18 protein-coding genes are annotated in these 18,930 nt (G+C 45.6%); 16 read left to right on the forward strand and 2 right to left on the reverse strand.

All coding sequences use genetic code 11. From position 1 onward, the window contains the following. Window positions 1-299: 299 nt before the first annotated feature. Window positions 300-809, reverse strand: a complete 510-nt coding sequence (locus tag E2491_RS09740; protein WP_371414469.1) for a DUF2529 family protein — start codon at window positions 807-809, stop codon at window positions 300-302. 172 nt (window positions 810-981) lie between these two features. Between E2491_RS09740 and E2491_RS09745 the strand changes: the two genes are divergently transcribed. From E2491_RS09745 to E2491_RS09805, 13 genes are all read left to right on the forward strand, one after another. After that, window positions 982-1,344, forward strand: a complete 363-nt coding sequence (locus E2491_RS09745) for a response regulator (RefSeq protein WP_134375424.1) — start codon at window positions 982-984, stop codon at window positions 1,342-1,344. A gap of 255 nt (window positions 1,345-1,599) precedes the next feature. Beyond that, on the forward strand, window positions 1,600-2,457 hold the full coding sequence (locus tag E2491_RS09750; protein ID WP_134375426.1) for a class II fructose-bisphosphate aldolase: 858 nt from the start codon (window positions 1,600-1,602) through the stop codon (window positions 2,455-2,457). Window positions 2,458-2,695: 238 nt separating this feature from the next. Further along, window positions 2,696-3,334, forward strand: a complete 639-nt coding sequence (fsa, locus tag E2491_RS09755) for a fructose-6-phosphate aldolase (RefSeq protein ID WP_134375428.1) — start codon at window positions 2,696-2,698, stop codon at window positions 3,332-3,334. Between the two features lie 99 nt (window positions 3,335-3,433). Next, window positions 3,434-4,720: a UDP-N-acetylglucosamine 1-carboxyvinyltransferase gene (locus E2491_RS09760; protein WP_134375430.1), complete on the forward strand. Its 1,287-nt coding sequence runs from the start codon at window positions 3,434-3,436 to the stop codon at window positions 4,718-4,720. Window positions 4,721-4,800: 80 nt separating this feature from the next. Then, the gene (gene glpX, locus E2491_RS09765) at window positions 4,801-5,766 is read left to right on the forward strand and encodes a class II fructose-bisphosphatase (protein WP_134375432.1); all 966 of its coding nucleotides are present in this window, start codon (window positions 4,801-4,803) and stop codon (window positions 5,764-5,766) included. A 430-nt stretch (window positions 5,767-6,196) separates the two neighbouring features. Then, the gene (rho, locus tag E2491_RS09770) at window positions 6,197-7,480 is read left to right on the forward strand and encodes a transcription termination factor Rho (RefSeq protein ID WP_134375434.1); all 1,284 of its coding nucleotides are present in this window, start codon (window positions 6,197-6,199) and stop codon (window positions 7,478-7,480) included. Between the two features lie 403 nt (window positions 7,481-7,883). Further along, complete coding sequence (rpmE, locus tag E2491_RS09775; RefSeq protein WP_134375436.1) at window positions 7,884-8,084, forward strand: 50S ribosomal protein L31; 201 nt, start codon at window positions 7,884-7,886, stop codon at window positions 8,082-8,084. 373 nt (window positions 8,085-8,457) lie between these two features. Next, the gene (locus E2491_RS09780; protein ID WP_134375438.1) at window positions 8,458-9,054 is read left to right on the forward strand and encodes a thymidine kinase; all 597 of its coding nucleotides are present in this window, start codon (window positions 8,458-8,460) and stop codon (window positions 9,052-9,054) included. A 490-nt stretch (window positions 9,055-9,544) separates the two neighbouring features. After that, the gene (gene prfA / locus E2491_RS09785; protein ID WP_134375440.1) at window positions 9,545-10,627 is read left to right on the forward strand and encodes a peptide chain release factor 1; all 1,083 of its coding nucleotides are present in this window, start codon (window positions 9,545-9,547) and stop codon (window positions 10,625-10,627) included. Beyond that, window positions 10,611-11,474: a peptide chain release factor N(5)-glutamine methyltransferase gene (gene prmC, locus E2491_RS09790; RefSeq protein WP_134375442.1), complete on the forward strand. Its 864-nt coding sequence runs from the start codon at window positions 10,611-10,613 to the stop codon at window positions 11,472-11,474. The genes prfA and prmC overlap by 17 nt, the downstream gene beginning before the upstream one ends. A gap of 53 nt (window positions 11,475-11,527) precedes the next feature. Then, window positions 11,528-12,094, forward strand: a complete 567-nt coding sequence (locus tag E2491_RS09795; protein ID WP_134375444.1) for a stage II sporulation protein R — start codon at window positions 11,528-11,530, stop codon at window positions 12,092-12,094. A 188-nt stretch (window positions 12,095-12,282) separates the two neighbouring features. Next, complete coding sequence (locus E2491_RS09800) at window positions 12,283-13,317, forward strand: L-threonylcarbamoyladenylate synthase (protein ID WP_134375446.1); 1,035 nt, start codon at window positions 12,283-12,285, stop codon at window positions 13,315-13,317. Window positions 13,318-13,612: 295 nt separating this feature from the next. Next, a complete protein-coding gene (locus E2491_RS09805; RefSeq protein WP_134375448.1) occupies window positions 13,613-14,131 on the forward strand; it encodes a manganese efflux pump MntP in 519 nt (172 codons plus the stop codon). Window positions 14,132-14,149: 18 nt separating this feature from the next. Here the strand turns inward: E2491_RS09805 and E2491_RS09810 are convergent, their stop codons facing one another. Continuing rightward, window positions 14,150-14,542, reverse strand: coding sequence for a GNAT family N-acetyltransferase (locus tag E2491_RS09810; RefSeq protein ID WP_134375591.1), 393 nt, complete (start codon window positions 14,540-14,542; stop codon window positions 14,150-14,152). Between the two features lie 231 nt (window positions 14,543-14,773). Between E2491_RS09810 and galE the strand changes: the two genes are divergently transcribed. From galE to E2491_RS09825, 3 genes are read left to right on the forward strand one after another with little or no spacing between them, the layout of a single operon-like run. Further along, window positions 14,774-15,784: a UDP-glucose 4-epimerase GalE gene (gene galE, locus E2491_RS09815; RefSeq protein WP_134375450.1), complete on the forward strand. Its 1,011-nt coding sequence runs from the start codon at window positions 14,774-14,776 to the stop codon at window positions 15,782-15,784. Beyond that, window positions 15,781-17,307 carry a UDP-glucose--hexose-1-phosphate uridylyltransferase gene (gene galT, locus E2491_RS09820; RefSeq protein ID WP_134375452.1) on the forward strand — a complete coding sequence of 509 codons (1,527 nt, stop codon included), beginning with the start codon at window positions 15,781-15,783 and terminating at the stop codon, window positions 17,305-17,307. Before galE ends, galT begins: the two co-directional genes overlap by 4 nt. Continuing rightward, a complete protein-coding gene (locus tag E2491_RS09825) occupies window positions 17,304-18,248 on the forward strand; it encodes an aldose epimerase family protein (protein ID WP_134375454.1) in 945 nt (314 codons plus the stop codon). The genes galT and E2491_RS09825 overlap by 4 nt, the downstream gene beginning before the upstream one ends. The last annotated feature ends 682 nt before the right edge of the window (window positions 18,249-18,930 follow it).

Raw genomic sequence — 18,930 nt, forward strand, 5'->3', positions numbered from 1 at the left:
GTTTCCGCATGTTGAACACGTCCTTTTTATTGGTATCCTCAGTATGATAAAAAGGATATCTACGTGTCCACTTTTTATTCTAACTTCAGTTTGATGGAATCATTTTCTGGAAAGAAGGAATTAATTTTTCAAAAGAAGGGATTAAATTCTAGAAAGCCTGAATAAGTGTCGATAATGAAGGAATCCGGCCCCGCGCCTTCAACGGACTGCTTCACACACAGCGCCTGTCGCCTTTCGCGACGGGCGCGTGTTGATACCCACCGGCCACAAAAAAACCCCTGCACCAGCAGGGGCCACAATCAATACTCCTCCAAGATCTCCTCCACCACAAACTTCACGCCATGGTACAAATACAGTGCGGCCATCAGTGATGGAAATCCGAAACGTCCGCCTGTTTCATCCGGAAGCATGCCGCGGATGGTTTGGGTGTTCAGGAAAGAATCGGCTGAAGCAGCCAAATCATCTTCTGCGTCCTTCACCTTACCTGCAATAGCGACAAAAGGGACGTCGTTTGACTGAAGTTCTGCTGCCAGCTTCAGCGCCTGCGGGTCCGTGGAGCGGCGGGTTACGAGCAGCACGCGGTCAGCGGTTGTCAGTTCAGTAACGCTAGTAAGTTCGCGTGCGCCAGTCAAGGGTTCTTCGCCGCGCAGTGCTTCGGCTGTGACGCCCTCCATTTCACCGAAGCCTGCAACGTAAATGGATCCTGCTCCGACGTTTGCCTGAGCGAGCAGGCGTGCGGCGTTTTCGATTTCGTTTTCTTCTTTACTATGCAGCCGCCCGAACAGCCCGGTCAGCTGTGTTGTGAACATCTTTAACATCCATATCAAGCCTTTCTATACCCCTAAAGGGTTTGTCGAATCTTGTAAACAAAATCTGTAAAAATCTTTAAAAGGATTCTGTACAACTCGTGTTGAATGTACCATAATACAGAGGGGCAGTTCAAAATATTGACTGGGATACTTTTGATGAAGAGGTGTAAGAATGGATGAGAAAATTTTGATTGTCGATGATCAGTTCGGCATCCGGATTCTTCTGAATGAGGTTCTTTATAAAGAAGGTTATAAGACGTTTCAGGCTGCGAATGGACCAGAGGCATTGGCACTTCTTGATGAAGAACCTGATTTAGTCCTTCTGGATATGAAGATCCCCGGGATGGATGGAATTGAGATTCTGAAACGAATGAAGGAAATACGTGAAGATATCAGGGTTATTATTATGACGGCTTATGGTGAATTGGATATGATCAAAGAGGCAAAGCGGATGGGCGCACTGACCCATATTGCCAAGCCGTTTGACATTGAGGACATTCGAAAAGTCGTAAGATCATACGTTCAGGTCGGATGAGAAGCAGTGGCCTGTCTTATTAAAAACTGGACTGGATACACATTTACTTCCCGGAGCACTGATAAAGTTGTCCTGAATGAAGATGTGTCCGGTCCTGTTTTTATGTACATTTCAGAAACATAGGGCTCCTGCATGGTCAAATCGCTCAGTGTTTGATATGATACTATGGAAAATGGTTGTGAAGAGTAATGGTTTTGACGTAAACTTGAAAAAGGCGAGCGTTAATAACCATTCATTTTAAGGAGGAAAACGATTATGCCATTAGTATCAATGACAGACATGCTGAACAAAGCAAAGGATGGGGGCTATGCAGTAGGCCAGTTCAACCTGAATAACCTTGAGTTTACACAGGCGATTCTTCAGGCAGCTGAAGAAGAGAAATCACCTGTAATTCTCGGTGTTTCTGAAGGTGCGGCACGCTACATGAGCGGATTTAAAACGGTTGTGAAAATGGTTGAAGGTCTTTTAGAAGACTTAAACATCACAGTACCAGTGGCAATTCACCTTGATCACGGTTCAAGCTATGAAAAATGTAAAGAGGCGATTGATGCAGGCTTTACATCTGTTATGATCGATGCTTCACACGGTCCTTTTGAAGAAAACGTGGAAGTAACTTCACGCGTAGTAGAATACGCACATTCAAAAGGTGTTTCTGTAGAAGCAGAACTTGGCGTTGTCGGTGGTCAGGAAGATGACGTAGTAGCAGACGGCGTTATCTATGCTGATCCAAAGGAATGTAAAGAGCTTGTTGAGCGTACAGGAATCGATACGCTTGCGCCGGCACTTGGTTCTGTTCACGGTCCTTATAAAGGTGAACCAAACCTTGGATTCGTTGAAATGGAGCAGATCGGCCGCGAAACAGGTGTACCAATCGTTCTTCACGGTGGTACAGGCATTCCAACAAAAGATATCCAAAAAGCGATTTCTTACGGAACAGCTAAAATCAATGTAAACACGGAAAATCAGATTGCTTCTGCGAAAGTAGTACGTGAAGTACTTGCTGCAGACAGCGAAGTATATGATCCGCGTAAATACTTAGGACCAGCACGTGAAGCCATTAAGGCAACAGTACAAGGCAAAATGCGTGAGTTCGGTTCTTCAAACCAAGCATAATAAAGATTTAAACACTTAGTTTCAGAGGGGTAGAAATTGAGTCGTTTGAAAAGAGGGCTGACTCATAAACAGACAGGCCGCTTTGCAGATTGCATCGCGGTCCAACGTTTTTTGAGTCAGCTTTTTTGCAAACGATGTAAGCGCTTGTTTCATTTTGATAAATGTCTCAATCCGGTTAGAGGGTCCGGATGAGGTACGGTAAATATCAGGAAATAGAGTAGAGAAAGGATGGGTTAAGATGAAGTTTTTTATTGATACAGCAAATATGGAAGAAATTAAAGAAGCACACAGCTGGGGCATTTTAAGCGGGGTGACAACAAATCCGTCGCTCGTTGCGAAAGAAAACATCTCATTTCACGATCGTCTGAAGGAGATTACATCTCTTGTAGATGGCTCTGTCAGTGCAGAAGTCATTGCGCTTGATGCAGAAGGGATGATTCGTGAAGGAAAAGAGCTGGCTGCAATCGCACCGAATATTACAGTCAAGGTTCCAATGACGCCGGATGGCTTAAAAGCAACGGCCGCTTTTGCAAAAGAAGGCATTAAAACGAATGTAACGCTTGTTTTCAGCGCAAACCAGGCACTTTTAGCAGCGCGTGCAGGTGCATCTTATGTATCACCATTTTTAGGAAGACTTGATGATATTGGTCATGACGGAATGGAATTGATCAGTACGATTTCTGAGATTTTTGCGCTTCACGGCATTGACTCTGAAATCATCGCAGCATCGATCCGCCATCCACAGCATGTAACGCAGGCTGCGCTGAATGGTGCGCACATTGCCACTTGTCCAATGAAGGTATTGAAGCAGATGTATAATCACCCATTAACGGAAGCAGGAATCGAAGCCTTTTTAAATGATTGGAACAATCGATAAAACGATACAAAGGATTTCGGCTTCCTTCACATGAATCGATCAGTAGGAGACATACTAAGAAAAAGAACTCACTGATCAAGCGGAAGGAGCTCTTACAACATGGAAAAACTTAAAATTGAAGGAGGACGTCCTCTTTCAGGAACAATTAAAGTGAGTGGTGCCAAGAATAGTGCAGTTGCACTGATTCCCGCCACGATTTTAGCAGATACGCCAACGGTTATTGAAGGATTACCTGATATTTCAGATGTTCAGACACTGAAGGAACTGCTCGAGGAAATTGGTGGAGACGTGTCATTTGAAGATGGCGAGATGTACGTGAACCCTGAGAACATGGTTGCGATGCCATTACCGAACGGACGCGTAAAAAAACTGCGCGCTTCTTATTATCTGATGGGTGCAATGCTTGGGAAATTTAAAAAAGCGGCAATTGGCCTGCCTGGTGGCTGTCACCTTGGACCGCGTCCGATCGATCAGCACATTAAAGGCTTTGAAGCGCTCGGTGCAAAAATCACCAATGAACAGGGTGCGCTGTATTTGCGCGCTGATGAATTAACAGGGGCCCGCATTTACCTTGATGTAGTAAGTGTTGGTGCTACGATTAATATTATGCTGGCAGCTGTCCGTGCCAAAGGCCAGACGATTATTGAAAATGCCGCAAAAGAGCCTGAAATCATTGATGTGGCAACGTTACTGACGAATATGGGAGCGAAAATCAAGGGAGCGGGAACCAACGTAATCCGCATCGATGGTGTCGATGAACTGAAAGGTACGCGCCACACCATCATTCCGGACCGCATTGAAGCCGGTACATACATGATTCTCGGAGCAGCAGCCGGTCATGGTGTCACCATTGAAAATGTCATTCCCCTTCATATGGAATCACTGATCGCCAAAATGCGTGAAATGGGCGTTCCGATTGAAGTCGGGGATGAAGAAATTCACATTGGTAAAGCAGATACACTGCAGTCCATTGATATTAAAACGCTCGTTTATCCTGGATTCCCGACAGACCTTCAGCAGCCAATGACCTCACTGATGACCAAAATCCATGGTACGGCGATGGTCACTGACACGATTTACTCTGCACGCTTTAAGCATATTGATGAGCTAAAGCGTATGAATGCCAACATTAAAACAGAGGGACGTTCAGCCATTGTATATGGTCCATCCACCCTTCAAGGAGCAAGAGTCAAAGCGTCTGACCTACGTGCGGGTGCAGCCCTTGTTATTGCCGGATTAATGGCAGATGGCATCACAGAAGTGACAGGACTTGAGCATATTGATCGCGGCTACAGTGACCTGATCGAAAAGCTGACCGGACTCGGTGCCAATATCTGGCGTGAAGCCATGACAGAAGAAGAGCTGGAACAGGTTAAAAACGCCTGATTTTTTAAATAGTATGTCATAATCACGATTCAATGTGTTATACTTATTCCCGACAATGAAATCGTGAGGAGTTGGGCAGAATGGAACGCAGTTTATCGATGGAACTTGTACGTGTAACCGAAGCAGCCGCACTGGCATCAGCAAGATGGATGGGAAGAGGTCTGAAAAACGAAGCGGACGATGCTGCAACGACAGCGATGCGTGACGTATTTGATACGATTCCCATGAAAGGGACTGTTGTGATCGGTGAAGGGGAAATGGACGAAGCGCCGATGCTTTATATCGGTGAAAAGCTCGGAACCGGCTATGGTCCCCGTCTTGATGTGGCAGTGGATCCGCTTGAAGGGACAAATATTGTCGCATCAGGCGGATGGAATGCACTCGCAGTATTAGCGGTTGCGGACCATGGAAATCTTCTGAACGCACCTGATATGTACATGGACAAAATTGCTGTTGGACCTGAAGCGGTCGGATGTATTGATATCAATGCTTCTGTTCTGGACAACCTGAAAGCAGTGGCCAAAGCGAAAAATAAGGATGTCGAAGACGTAGTGGCAACCGTTTTAAACCGTGAACGCCATGCGAAAATTATCGAAGAACTTCGAAGTGCGGGAGCCAGAATCAAACTGATTAATGACGGTGACGTAGCCGGTGCCATCAACACGGCATTTGATGCAACTGGTGTCGATATTCTGTTCGGATCAGGCGGTGCACCTGAAGGCGTGATCGCAGCTGTCGGGCTGAAATGTCTCGGCGGTGAAATTCAGGGACGACTGCTTCCGCAAAACGATGAAGAAATCGAACGCTGCAGAAAAATGAATATCGACGTGAACAAAGTGCTGCTGATGGAAGATCTCGTACGAGGAGATGACGCCATTTTCGCAGCAACCGGTGTAACAGACGGCGAACTTCTAAAAGGCGTTCAGTTCAAAGCCACATATGGAGAAACACATTCTCTTGTTATGCGCGCTAAATCAGGAACCGTCCGCTTTATCGAAGGAACACACAGTCTGAAGAAAAAACCGAACCTTGTCATGAAATCGTAATCCGGCCCTTAGCCTGATTAAACCGGCTCTGGATCCAGTCAATGACCATTTTTCCAGAGCCTTTTCTTTTTTAATATTGATTGTCTTACTCAATAAGAGTAGAATGATGAATGACTTCAGCTAGACAGCCTCTATTTAATATCTACAAATCTGAATTCCTTGCCGAACTATCATCAATAGAATGATCCCGCTGAAGACCTTATGTGAATCATGCAATGTAAGAGCGAACTCATGTGATACGACATTGAGTTTATTTCAATATTAGATTAGCTGATTGTAGCGGAAGGCGGCGACTCCTGCGGGATAGAAGGGCAGTTGAGACTCCGAAGGCGCGAAGCGTCAAGGAGGCTCAACGCCCGGCCGCGGAAAGCGTCCGCCTGCAGCGGAAATCAGCCATTTTCAGCCAAAATTAAAGAAGTGTGGTGTCTTTATGGAAGAATTAAAAATGTCGTCACTCGACAATATGAAATTAAAAGATTTATATGAACTGGCAAAGCAGTATCGGGTTTCTTACTACAGTAAGCTGACAAAGAAGGAACTGATTTTTGCTATCCTGAAATCACGTGCTGAACAGGAAGGCTATTTCTTTATGGAGGGCGTTCTTGAAATTATTCAGTCAGAAGGCTTTGGGTTCCTCCGTCCGATCAATTATTCTCCAAGCTCAGAGGACATTTATATTTCAGCTTCCCAGATCCGCCGTTTTGATCTTCGAAACGGTGACAAGGTTTCAGGTAAAGTACGTCCTCCTAAGGAAAACGAACGTTATTTTGGACTGCTGCACGTTGAAGCAGTAAACGGTGAAGATCCGGAAACGTCTAAAGAGCGCGTGCATTTTCCTGCACTGACGCCTTTATATCCTGATCGTCAGATTAAGCTTGAAAACCAGCCTCGTCAGCTGTCAACGCGAATCATGGATTTAGTATCACCGGTTGGTTTCGGACAGCGTGGTTTGATCGTTGCTCCTCCAAAAGCAGGGAAAACGATGCTGCTTAAGGAAATCGCGAACTCTGTGACAACGAATCATCCGGAAGCAGAACTGATCGTGCTACTGATCGATGAGCGTCCGGAAGAAGTAACAGATATCGAACGTTCGGTGCAGGCGGATGTAGTCAGCTCTACATTTGACGAAGTGCCTGAAAATCACATTAAGGTGGCAGAGCTGGTGTTAGAGCGCGCGATGCGTCTCGTTGAGCATAAGCGTGACGTGATCATCCTGATGGATAGTATCACACGTCTTGCCCGTGCCTATAACCTGGTGATCCCGCCAAGTGGCCGTACATTGTCAGGTGGTATTGACCCTGCGGCCTTCCACCGTCCGAAGCGCTTTTTCGGAGCCGCACGTAACATTGAAGAAGGCGGAAGCTTGACCATTTTGGCAACTGCGCTGGTTGATACAGGATCCCGTATGGATGAGGTCATCTATGAAGAGTTTAAAGGGACAGGTAACATGGAGCTGCATCTTGACCGCAGTCTTGCAGAACGCCGTATCTTCCCTGCGATTGATGTTCGCCGTAGCGGAACGCGTAAAGAAGAGCTGCTTGTACCAAAAGATCATCTGGACAAGCTGTGGGCGATTCGTCGTGCGCTGTCTGATTCTCATGATTTCGGTGAGCGTCTCATCCGCAAAATCCGTCAGACGAAAACAAACGATGAGTTTTTCCAAAACCTGACCGATGAAATGAAGGCGGGAAGCAACGCGAGAAATAAATCATAATCATATTTGAGGCGGATCCCTTTTGATTAAGGGATCCGTTTTTAATTGTGATGGTGGGGAGTTCGTGAGGTTGAAGGTGTAATTCGTGAGTTCCTCGCCGGAGTTCGTGAGGATAGCCGGCGGGTTCGTGAGGTCAGAGGCTGAATTCGTGAGCTTGCGGGAAAGTTTGTGAGTTTAGTGAAAAAAGCCCTATAACCTTCTCTGCCTAACCTGTGCGAAGTTTGTCGCCGGGACATCCCAATCAATCAGCCGCACTGTCCCTTCTTTTTCAAAAATCATATTGTCACCTCAAATCATCACTGTTATAATGTAAGCAGTGTGCTTGAAAGATCACTGGCGGCATGCTAGTATATTAAATACTTACTCTGTTCCAGATGGTTCAGGGCGGAAGGAGATGACAGAGATGAAAACTGAAATTCATCCAAATTACAAAGTCGCAAAGGTTACTTGTACTTGCGGTAATGAATTTGAAACAGGTTCTGTAAAGGAAGACATTCGCGTAGAGGTTTGCTCTGAGTGTCACCCATTCTACACAGGACGTCAGAAGTTCGCTGCTGCGGACGGTCGTGTTGATCGCTTCAACAAGAAATACGGCCTTAAGTAAGTCGTTTAATCGTAAATCAAAACAGGCGAGAAAAATTTTCTTGCCTGTTTTTTTACGGTTAAAATCAGGGCTCAGAGGGAATAGTACATCGAAATCAGTCGAAACGCTCTTGAATTGGAACGTTTTTTTCCATAAACTAAAGTCATGTCTTAAATCAATCATGACATAAAACCTCAATGCTGTTTACTCAGAAAACAGCTGGATATAAACAAGTCTGCAGAATGATCCGCAGCACAAAGCGGGCATTCTTTTCTTTTTTTTATGAATTGCTGAAGAGATTTCAGCGACCCCAAAATCAACAGAACATCTCTTAATTTATGTAGCAGGTACATAAAAGATGCGGTCGAAATGAACCTAAGGAGCTGAATGGAACGTGTATGTAATGAAACAGACGGGCTGGGTGGAAGTGATTTGCGGAAGTATGTTTTCCGGGAAATCAGAGGAGTTAATCCGACGTGTCAGACGTGCGCAATTTGCCCGTCAGCATATTCTTGTATTTAAACCGAAACTCGATGACCGTTACAGCGAGGAAGCGATTGTTTCACATAATGGTGCATCCGTGATTGCGCTGCCGGTTGAGCATTCAAGTGAAATTCTTGATCAGGTCACAGAGGAAGCAGATCTAATTGCCATTGATGAAGTGCAATTTTTTGATGAAGGTATTATCGAAGTAGTCACGACCCTTGCAGATAAAGGATTTCGTGTCGTAACAGCAGGACTTGATCAGGATTTCCGCGGAGAGCCGTTCGGTCCGATGCCTCATCTGATGGCTTTGGCGGAACAGGTAACCAAACTTCAGGCTGTATGTGCAGTATGCGGTTCACCGGCAAGCCGGACACAGCGTCTGATCGAAGGCCGCCCGGCAGGTTATGATGACCCGATCATTTTAGTTGGCGCATCCGAAGCTTACGAACCACGCTGCCGCCATCACCACGAAGTCCCGACAGGTGTAACGGTTGGGGAAGAATAACAGACAGCCTTAACCGCACCAGGCTATATATTCCTAAACAATCTACCGGGAAAATTCTTCAGCCTCTTTATTTAAATCAGAGGCATTCAGTATCACAAAGTGCTGGATCCGTTTACAGACTGCTGTTGCCGTGAAGCAACATATAGTCATGTTTTATATAATCTAAGATATATGATTTATATTCATGGTATCCCACTTCAAGCCTTACTTTTAAAAGCAATATGCAAGTAATCCGACATTAAAGTGCCGGGACCGTCCGAAGACTCCTGCGGCAGAGAAGCGACAGGTGAGACAGCGTAGCGCAAAGCGCTAGCTGGCTCACCGCGCGGCCGCGGAAAGCGCAGGACGGTCCCGGCACGGTTCTAAAAATATTGAACCTGAACGGGTGGGACAACCTCATGTCCCGCCCGTTTTTTAAGGGAATCGCACCCCAAGAAATAATTGTCCAACCGCCATCCATCGGATATACTATCTAAAGAGGTGAAGAATCATGTTTGATCGTTTACAAGCGGTAGAAGACCGTTATGATAAATTAAATGAATTACTAAGTGATCCCGAGATCGTCAATGATACAAAAAAGCTGCGTGAGTATTCTAAGGAGCAGTCTGATCTGACGCCAACGGTTGAAGCGTATCGCCGTTATAAAGAGGTGTCTGAGCAGCATAAAGATGCCAAGGAAATGCTCAATGAAAAGCTTGATGCTGACATGCGCGACATGGTGAAAGAGGAAGTGAATGAGCTTTCTGCTGAGCTTGAAGAGCTTGAAGATCGACTTCGCGTTCTGTTGCTGCCGAAGGATCCGAATGATGATAAAAACGTAATCATGGAAGTTCGTGGTGCTGCCGGTGGAGATGAGGCGGCGTTGTTTGCAGGCGATCTTTACCGTATGTACAGCCGTTATGCGGAATCTCAGGGTTGGAAGATTGAAGTGATGGATGCGAGCACGACAGGTGTTGGCGGTTATAAGGAAATCACCTTTATGATTAATGGAAACGGTGCTTATTCTAAAATGAAATACGAAAATGGTGCGCACCGCGTTCAGCGTGTTCCAGAAACGGAATCCGGCGGTCGAATTCATACGTCTACGGCAACCGTTGCCTGTCTTCCTGAGGTGGAAGAAGTGGAAGTGGATATTAATGAAAAAGATATCCGCGTAGATACATTTGCTTCGAGTGGACCGGGTGGACAGTCGGTTAATACAACAATGTCTGCTGTACGTCTGACGCATTTACCGACAGGTGTCACGGTTTCCATGCAGGATGAAAAGTCGCAGATCAAAAATAAAGAAAAAGCGATGAAAATCCTGCGTGCCCGTATTTATGACAAATTCCAGCAGGAGGCGCAGGCGGAATATGATGCTGTGCGTAAATCTGCGGTAGGAACGGGAGATCGTTCTGAACGTATCCGTACGTATAACTTTCCTCAAAACCGGGTGACGGATCACCGAATCGGCCTGACGATCCAGAAGCTCGATCAGATTTTGCAGGGTAAAATGGATGAAGTCATTAATGCGCTCATTATGGAAGAGCAATCCGCTAAAATGGAGTCTATGAATAATGGCGACTCGCTATAAACTGTATGAGGCCCTTCAATGGGCTTCTTCTTATTTAGAGGAGCATGATCGTGAGGGTCACGCTGCGGAATTGCTGCTCAGACACGTCACGAGTCTGAGCCGTTCCGCTTTTTTTGCGGAAATGCGGGAAGAGCTGCAGGATGAACTGTTTAAACAGTTCCAGCAGGCGGTTGAAGATCATAAAAATGGTGTGCCGGTTCAGCATATTATAGGCTTTGAGGAATTTTACGGCCGATCCTTCGAGGTGAATGGGGATGTGCTTATTCCTAGACCTGAGACAGAAGAACTGATTTACCATGCGCTGAACAAAGCTGAGCGTCTATTCTACAAAGACCATCCACTACACGCCGTGGATGTAGGCACAGGCAGCAGTGCGATTGCCGTCACACTGAAGCTTGAACAGCCAGCCTGGAAGGTGACGGCAACTGACCTTTCAGCCGCTGCCCTGAAAACAGCTAAACGAAATGCAGAAAGACTTGGCGCAAAAGTTGAGTTTCTTGAAGGGGATTTGCTGGAACCGGTTAAGGGCCGCAAAATTGATATCTTTTTATCAAACCCTCCATATATTCCTTATGACGATCTGAAAACAATGTCAGACGTCGTAACAGAACACGAGCCTCACCAGGCACTGTTTGCGGATGAAAATGGTTTGATTCTGTACCGGAAAATGTGTGAGCAGCTCCCCGAGTTGATGAACACTCCGGGGCTGATTGGTTTTGAAGTTGGGGCAGGCCAGGGGGAAATCGTGGCTGAAATGCTGAGAAAAGCGTTTCCTAACGGGCAGACCGAAGTGATTTTTGATATAAATGGAAAAGATAGAATGGTTTTTTGTGAGCTTCACGTTTAAATCATGAAAAATTCGTCCACAATGCTTTTAACAAACATTGTGGGGGAATCAACATGCTTTATAAAACCATCATTCTTGTAATCATTTTATCTTTTACAGTCGTAATCAAGGCTCATGCTTCCGAAGAGGATGTGCGGCTCCGTGTGATCGGAAACAGTGATTCCGCTTATGATCAGCAAATCAAACAGGCTCTTTTCTACGAGGTGACGGCAGACTTAAAGCAGCGTTTCGGAGCAAAGGGACTAACAAAATCAGAAATGACACAATTTCTTCATCTGGAAGCAGGTGTGCTGGAAAGGGAGTACCGGGATGCTTTATATGAAATAGGTGGAACGAATGAGTTGGAAGTTTCCTTCGAACCCCACACGTTTCCAGATGGGCAGACGTTCCAGACGCTGGTCATAAAAATAGGTGAAGGTAAAGGTCAAAACTGGTGGTGTGCTCTTTTTCCGGATTTGTGCGGGCAAATTTTGCTTGTGGATGAAAAAGATACAGAGAAAGATCAAGAATGCGAATCGGACTTATCCCCAGAAAAAAGTCTGTCGAATAACGACATCAAAGTGGAATCATTTATCCTCAACTGGGTTTCAGGGACATGGAACCGCTTAACTGAAAAGTAGTGGATAACCTGATTTATTCACATACTTGTGCACAATTTGCGATAAGTTATGCACAATTTGTGGATAAGAATTGTATTCTGTTAATTAAAATCAATATAATATACTAATAACGAGATAAGAATGTTGATAAATCAACATGTCGAAAAAAATAGAATGATAAAGAAAAAATAATTTGAGAGGTGATTCACATGGATACAAAACGATGGACTGTGGATAGTGATGTGGATAAAAAAACAGATTATCCACAGCTTGAAGAAGCGGCTCATTTTTTACAGCGTGGCCATGTTGTTGCCTTTCCGACTGAAACCGTTTACGGACTTGGAGCTGATGCGACGAGTGATGCAGCTGTTAAGGGTATTTTTGAAGCAAAGGGCCGCCCGTCCGATAATCCACTTATTGTGCACATCTCATCGCTGGACGAACTGGATTCATTGGTCGCGGAGGTTACTGACATAGAGGAACAGCTGATGAAGGCTTTCTGGCCAGGACCTTTAACGATTATTTTTCCTAAAAAAGAAGGTGTTTTTTCCAATCTGGTGACAGCGGATCTGAATTCGGTCGGTATCCGAATGCCGGCTCACCCGGTTGCGCTTGAACTGATCCGTTTGGCAGGAAAACCGCTTGCAGCGCCGAGTGCGAATACTAGTGGAAAGCCGAGTCCGACAACAGCTGATCATGTTGCAAAGGATCTGACCGGCAGAGTGGCCGGTATCGTGGATGGTGGGGAGACCGGGGTTGGACTGGAATCAACCGTGATCGATTGCACCGTGTCACCTCCTATGATTCTTCGTCCTGGCGGTGTGTCAAAAGAGGAAATTGAACGATGCATTGGTGAGGTGGATATCGATCCCTCTCTAAAAAAAGAGGATGCTCCACGGTCGCCGGGAATGAAATATACCCATTATGCCCCAACTGCCCCGATGTTTCTTGTGAAAGATGCCCGTTCAATACAGGAACACATAAATACTTTTGTGGCGGAAGGTAAAAAAGTAGGCGTACTCGTCACACGTGAAACGGCTGTGAATCTCTCAGCCGATTTTGTGCGTGTATGCGGCTCGAAAACTCAGCTGGATGAAGTGGCAAGACAGCTATACGGAGGTATCCGGTCATTTAATGACACAGATGCAGATGTCATTTTAGCTGAAACGTATCCCGATGACGGAATCGGAAGAGCGATTATGAATCGCTTAGAGAAAGCGGCAGGACAAAAATGGATAGACTGATTTGAAAACCCGGAGGCGCATGCTTCCGGGTTTTTCGTGCTGCGATCCTGATTGGAAAGAGTTTTGGGTGATTTGGATAAAGTGTGCTAATCGTCCTGACTCTGTGAACCTCGTATGAAATTCTCCGAACAAGCTGCCTCATGTTATGAACCTTCGGCGAAAACCTGAGAACCATCAGCGAAATGCTGCGAACCTCCTCAAAAATCACGCGAACCTCATACTGCTTCCACAAACCAAACATACTCCGCCTCTTTTACTCATAAAATAAAAAGACATATACAGAGGGGGTTTCTCGTTGGAATTTACGATTTTGCTGGCATTTGCACTTGGGATGGATGCTTTTTCAGCGGGCATTGCCGTTGGCTCCCGTCAGCTTACCTCCAGGGTTAAATGGGTGGTCAGCATCTTAACAGGTTTTTTACATATTCTTTTACCGTTAATAGGCATGTTCATCGGCGACTATTTACTAAGTACAGTCAACTGGCTTGGTATCATTTTACTGATCGTCATTGGCAGTCAGATGATTTATGCCGGGTTTAAGAGGAGATCCTCGGAGGATTCAGTCATGTCGTTATTGAAGTGGCTCGCCTTTTCATTTGCTGTCAGTCTGGATAGTCTGTCTGTTGGCATTACGCTTGGTTTGACTGATATTAATCAGTGGACAGCTGTGCTGCCTTTTGGGATTGCGGCTTTTATCCTGACAAGAACAGGATTGGCGCTCGGACAGGTCGTAACATTGACCGCAGGCAGATTCAGCGAGGTGATTGGAGGAAGTATTCTGATTGGCCTGGCTATGCGGATGATACAGGGGTGAAAACCGGCTGAAATGTGATCAGCCGGTTTTACTTTGCCATTTTAACAAAAGATCAGGGAGGTTTTCTTCATTATCAGAACCTCTTGCCATGACATCAAAGCCATGTTTAGCGTAAAATGCCTGTGCCTGTGTGTTGACTTCAAATGTATATAGTGAAAGCTCACCGGAAGACTGCTCTTTGGCCCGGTTTAAAAGCATCTCGCCAATGCCTTTCCCCTGAAAGTCCTTGTGAATATATAACTGGCTGATTTCTTTATCGTTATAGGCGATCATGCCGGCAACCTGCTGCCCGGAGATGGCCAGTTCCACCGTAAATTGTTGAAGAAGGATATGATTCAGGAAATACAGCTGATCCTCAAAAGTGTGGAGCTCGGCCTGGTGAATGGCTTTTTCTTTGCTGTCCCTCCACATCTGGACGGTTTCGTGACCAAAGGATGGATGATAGGGGATGATGGATAATGAGAGGTCCAAATGGTTATCTCCTTTCTTATCAAATAATCATGGTATGATGACTAAGTATAGCAAAAAGAGGCAAATGAATGAGTAGAAAATAAAATTAAAGCGTTTTCAAAACAGGGTGGATTTTTACTTCGGCAAGTAGTAAACTTTTAGTAAAATATCTAGTGAAAAGGAGTGTTTGTATTGGCGATTTTAGTAACGGGCGGTGCCGGTTATATCGGAAGTCATGCTGTTTTAGCCTTACAGCGTTTAAATAAAGAGGTGGTTGTGGTGGACAGTCTCCAGACGGGTCATCAGAAATCACTTCAAAACGGTGTTCCTTTTTACCAGGGTGACTTAAAGGATGCTGCATTTCTGGATCAGGTATTTACAGCGCACAATATTGAATCGGTGATTCATTTTGCGGCGAATTCCCTGGTCGGAGAAAGTATGGAAAACCCATTTAAATACTTTGACAACAATGTTGGTGGAACGCTCAGTCTGTTGACAGCGATGAATAAATATGATGTTAAAAAAATTGTTTTCTCTTCTACAGCAGCCGTTTACGGTGAACCGGAGTCAGTGCCAATTAAAGAAACAGACCGGACTGAGCCGACGAATCCTTATGGGGAATCCAAGCTTGCAGTGGAAAAAATGCTGAAATGGGCGGATCAGGCTTATGGGCTTAAATATGCGGTACTCCGCTATTTCAATGTGGCAGGAGCCGACCATGAAGGGCTTGTGGGAGAGGATCATCATCCTGAAACCCATCTGATTCCGATTATTTTACAGGTGGCGCTCGGCAAACGGGATGAAATTAAGATATTCGGCGATGATTACAAGACGGAGGATGGTACTTGTATTCGTGATTATATTCACGTTTCAGATCTGGTGGATGCTCATTTACTGGCACTTGAGAAGATCGGGGAGACCGGAGAGAGTAACACCTATAATCTTGGAAACGGCAGCGGATTTAGCGTAAAGGAAGTCATCGAAGCAGCCCGGGCAGTCACCGGACATCCGATCCCTGCACTAGTGGAAGCGAGGCGTGCAGGGGATCCGGCTGTATTAATTGCATCCTCTGAAAAAGCACAGACCCAGCTCGGCTGGAAACCGGCTTATACAGATATGGAAAAAATCATTGAGACAGCATGGAACTGGTTTCAAAAACACCAGGATGGTTACGGACAAAACAGAGGGGGGCATGCATCATGAGCATTGATCTTCAGATTGAGCGCCTCCTGCAATTCGGGGTTCAAAAAGCGCTTATTCAGCCTGAGGATAAAGATTATGCAAGAAACCGGATTTTACATGTGCTCAAAAAAGACAGCACGGATCAACCGGCAGCACCTGAAGAAAACCTTGATTCTGCAGTGCCGATTCTCAGACAGATCATTGACCTGGCAAAGCAGCAGGAGGAGCTTGGTGTAGAAACACTGAATGATGAGGACCAGCTTGATGCAGCCTTAATGGATTGTCTGATGCCGCGTCCGTCTGAGGTTCGTCAGACCTTCTCCACTCATTTTCAAAAGCACCCAGGGCAGGCTACGGATTATTTCTATCAGCTGTCAAAAGACAGTAACTATATCAGGATGGACCGGATTGCGAAAAATGAGCATTGGTACAGCGAGACTGAATTTGGGGAGCTTGAAATCACGATTAATCTTTCAAAACCTGAAAAGGACCCGAAAACGATTGCCGCAGAGCGTAATGCTAAAGCTGTGAACTATCCGCTCTGTTTATTGTGTAAGGAAAATGAGGGGTACGCAGGAAGAATCAATCATCCTGCGCGGCACAATCACCGGATCATTGACCTGAATCTAAACGGGGAGGCATGGTTTTTCCAATACTCTCCTTACGTTTATTATAACGAGCATGCGATCGTGTTTTCCGAAGACCACCGGCCGATGAAGGTGTCTAAGGAAGGGTTTGAAAGACTTCTTGCTTTCGTTGAGCAGTTCCCGCATTATTTTGTCGGCTCCAATGCAGATCTGCCTATTGTGGGCGGCTCCATTTTAAGCCATGACCATTTCCAGGGTGGACGCCATACATTTCCAATGGCAAAAGCGGAGTCCGTGTACAGCTTTGAACTGAGCGGATTTAATCGGGTCGAGGCAGAGGTTGTGAAGTGGCCGATGTCAGTCATTCGTCTGCGCTCTTCAGACCGTAACATGCTTGCAGAAGCGGGCGGATATATCCTGAATCAATGGAAACAATATTCAGATCCTGAAGCGGATGTTCTGGCGGAGTCGGCAGGAGAAAAACATAACACGATTACCCCGATTGCCCGGATGAATGATGAACAGTTTGAACTGGATCTCGTCCTGCGAAATAACAGAACGACTGAGGAGCATCCACTCGGTTTGTTTCATCCGCACGAAGAGGTTCACGCCATCAAAAAAGAAAATATCGGACTCATTGAGGTCATGGGACTGGCTGTACTGCCGGGCAGACTGAAGGAAGAACTTTCAGTACTTGGCGGATATTTAGCATCGGGAGATCTGGACACAATTGAGACTGATGCACGGACAGCAAAGCATGCAGAGTGGGCGAAAGCACTGGCAGCTGATAAACAGATTAACGCTTCAAACGTTGAAGACATACTGAAGCAGCGTGTCGGAGATATTTTTGCGACCGTGCTCAGTCATGCAGGTGTATTTAAGCAATCAGAAGCAGGATTACAGGCATTTAAACGCTTCACAAACGAGTTATCTTCTGTGCGAGGTGAAAAAGTATGACCGCTTCCTTTAAAGGAATTGACGCATTTATACTGGAAAACGATAGTTTAAAAGCCGTTATTTTACCAGACTTCGGTGGAAAGCTTGCCAGTCTTTATGATAAAAAAGCGGACTACGAATGGCTTTATCAGTCACATCTTGAGGAACTGAGGCTTCCTCATTATGGCGCAAGTTTCGGCGATTATACGCCGAGCGGTTTTGATGAGATGTTCCCTGGTATCGACAAAGGTCCTCACCCTTTAAACGGAAAAATCGTACCGGATCACGGGGAAGTCTGGGCCATGCCGTGGCTGGTCGTTGCTAAAGGGGAAACGTGGATCACAATGAGCGTGGAAAGCCCGGTATTCCCATATAAGCTGGAGAAAACCGTCACCCTGCTAAAAGACGGACTGGAGTTCCGCTACAAGGCAGAAAATACTGGGGAAGCACCATTTTCATATATCTGGACACCGCATGCGCTGCTTAACATGAATGAACACACAAAAATTGAAGTGCCGGAAGACTGCACAGAGGTGATCACCGTTGAAAAAGGCACAAAGCACCTGGGCGAATGGGGAACACACCATCCTTATCCCGTCACCACTTCGAAAGGCACAGGAGAACAGCTTGACCTGTCGAGAATGGAACCAATCGAAGCTGAAACAGTCGAAAAGTTTTATTTTCTCAACCGGATGAAACAGGGCTGGTGCAGAACGGTCCAGGAAGACCTCGGACGAAAACTTGTCTATACCTTCGATCCGGAAAAGGTTCCATATCTGGGCGTCTGGAAAACGCACGGAGGCTTCCAGGGAGACTACAACTTCGCACTCGAGCCCTGCACAGGCATCTACGACGACGTCTATGTCGCAGAAAAAATAGACAAAGTCTCAAAAATCCCGCCAGAATCCAACCATAAATGGGTCTTCACCATGACCCTGGATGACGTTGGGGAAATGGAATAAAACATCTTGAAAACATGCCGGGTCATTCCGCAGAAAGTCTGCAGAATAACCCGGCATTTTATTTGTCCGATCGCCAACTGAAACAATGTCATCTAAACCTTAAATTTCACGCGGTAAACAACTTAATAAAGCGCGATCCAACCTCCGCGTCAAACAGTTACTGAACTGACTTTGAAAGCAGACTCAGTGACTGTCGGGCGATTCCTTCACTCACGCTACTTATTCGATCGTTCCAAAAATTAATCCCTTCCTTTGAGAAATTAATTCCTTCTTTCCGGAAAATCATTCCTTCACAAGCACTCAAACCATCCATTTTCCCTTCATAACACCACCTTAATCACCTCACAACCCAACACAATTCCTTCATTCCAGTTCACCATTCCATCATTACACGCCCCCTCATTTGCCGCGAAACCACTCTCACTCTTGCACCAAAAACATCCGCGTCAAACATCCTTTCCCTCAAAAAATAGTGGACTTACAACCCAACAAAGGACCGTTCCCACCCGGAGACTCCTATGGTGGAAAGCGTAGGGTGAGGACGGTCCGGTTCTCAAATAAACACACAAACCCCACCCACCTATTTTACTAAAAAATTTTCAGTTAATTTACTAAAACATATTGACTCAAACAAATAATTTTACTAAAATATAATCAAATGTAAGCGGTTTCTTTCAAAGGG

The sequence above is a fragment of the Jeotgalibacillus sp. R-1-5s-1 genome, from assembly GCF_004405105.1.
In the GTDB taxonomy this organism is placed as follows: domain Bacteria; phylum Bacillota; class Bacilli; order Bacillales; family Jeotgalibacillaceae; genus Jeotgalibacillus.

Bases quoted from the DNA above. Each gene is read 5' to 3' on its own strand.
- E2491_RS09800 (WP_134375446.1), top strand. From the start codon at position 12,283: ATGGATACAAAACGATGGACTGTGGATAGTGATGTGGATAAAAAAACA.
- rpmE (WP_134375436.1), top strand. From the start codon at position 7,884: ATGAAAACTGAAATTCATCCAAATTACAAAGTCGCAAAGGTTACTTGT.
- prmC (WP_134375442.1), top strand. From the start codon at position 10,611: ATGGCGACTCGCTATAAACTGTATGAGGCCCTTCAATGGGCTTCTTCT.
- E2491_RS09810 (WP_134375591.1), bottom strand. From the start codon at position 14,542: ATGTGGAGGGACAGCAAAGAAAAAGCCATTCACCAGGCCGAGCTCCAC.
- galT (WP_134375452.1), top strand. From the start codon at position 15,781: ATGAGCATTGATCTTCAGATTGAGCGCCTCCTGCAATTCGGGGTTCAA.
- prfA (WP_134375440.1), top strand. From the start codon at position 9,545: ATGTTTGATCGTTTACAAGCGGTAGAAGACCGTTATGATAAATTAAAT.
- E2491_RS09745 (WP_134375424.1), top strand. From the start codon at position 982: ATGGATGAGAAAATTTTGATTGTCGATGATCAGTTCGGCATCCGGATT.
- E2491_RS09760 (WP_134375430.1), top strand. From the start codon at position 3,434: ATGGAAAAACTTAAAATTGAAGGAGGACGTCCTCTTTCAGGAACAATT.
- E2491_RS09825 (WP_134375454.1), top strand. From the start codon at position 17,304: ATGACCGCTTCCTTTAAAGGAATTGACGCATTTATACTGGAAAACGAT.
- E2491_RS09795 (WP_134375444.1), top strand. From the start codon at position 11,528: ATGCTTTATAAAACCATCATTCTTGTAATCATTTTATCTTTTACAGTC.
- E2491_RS09750 (WP_134375426.1), top strand. From the start codon at position 1,600: ATGCCATTAGTATCAATGACAGACATGCTGAACAAAGCAAAGGATGGG.
- E2491_RS09740 (WP_371414469.1), bottom strand. From the start codon at position 809: ATGTTCACAACACAGCTGACCGGGCTGTTCGGGCGGCTGCATAGTAAA.
- rho (WP_134375434.1), top strand. From the start codon at position 6,197: ATGGAAGAATTAAAAATGTCGTCACTCGACAATATGAAATTAAAAGAT.
- fsa (WP_134375428.1), top strand. From the start codon at position 2,696: ATGAAGTTTTTTATTGATACAGCAAATATGGAAGAAATTAAAGAAGCA.
- glpX (WP_134375432.1), top strand. From the start codon at position 4,801: ATGGAACGCAGTTTATCGATGGAACTTGTACGTGTAACCGAAGCAGCC.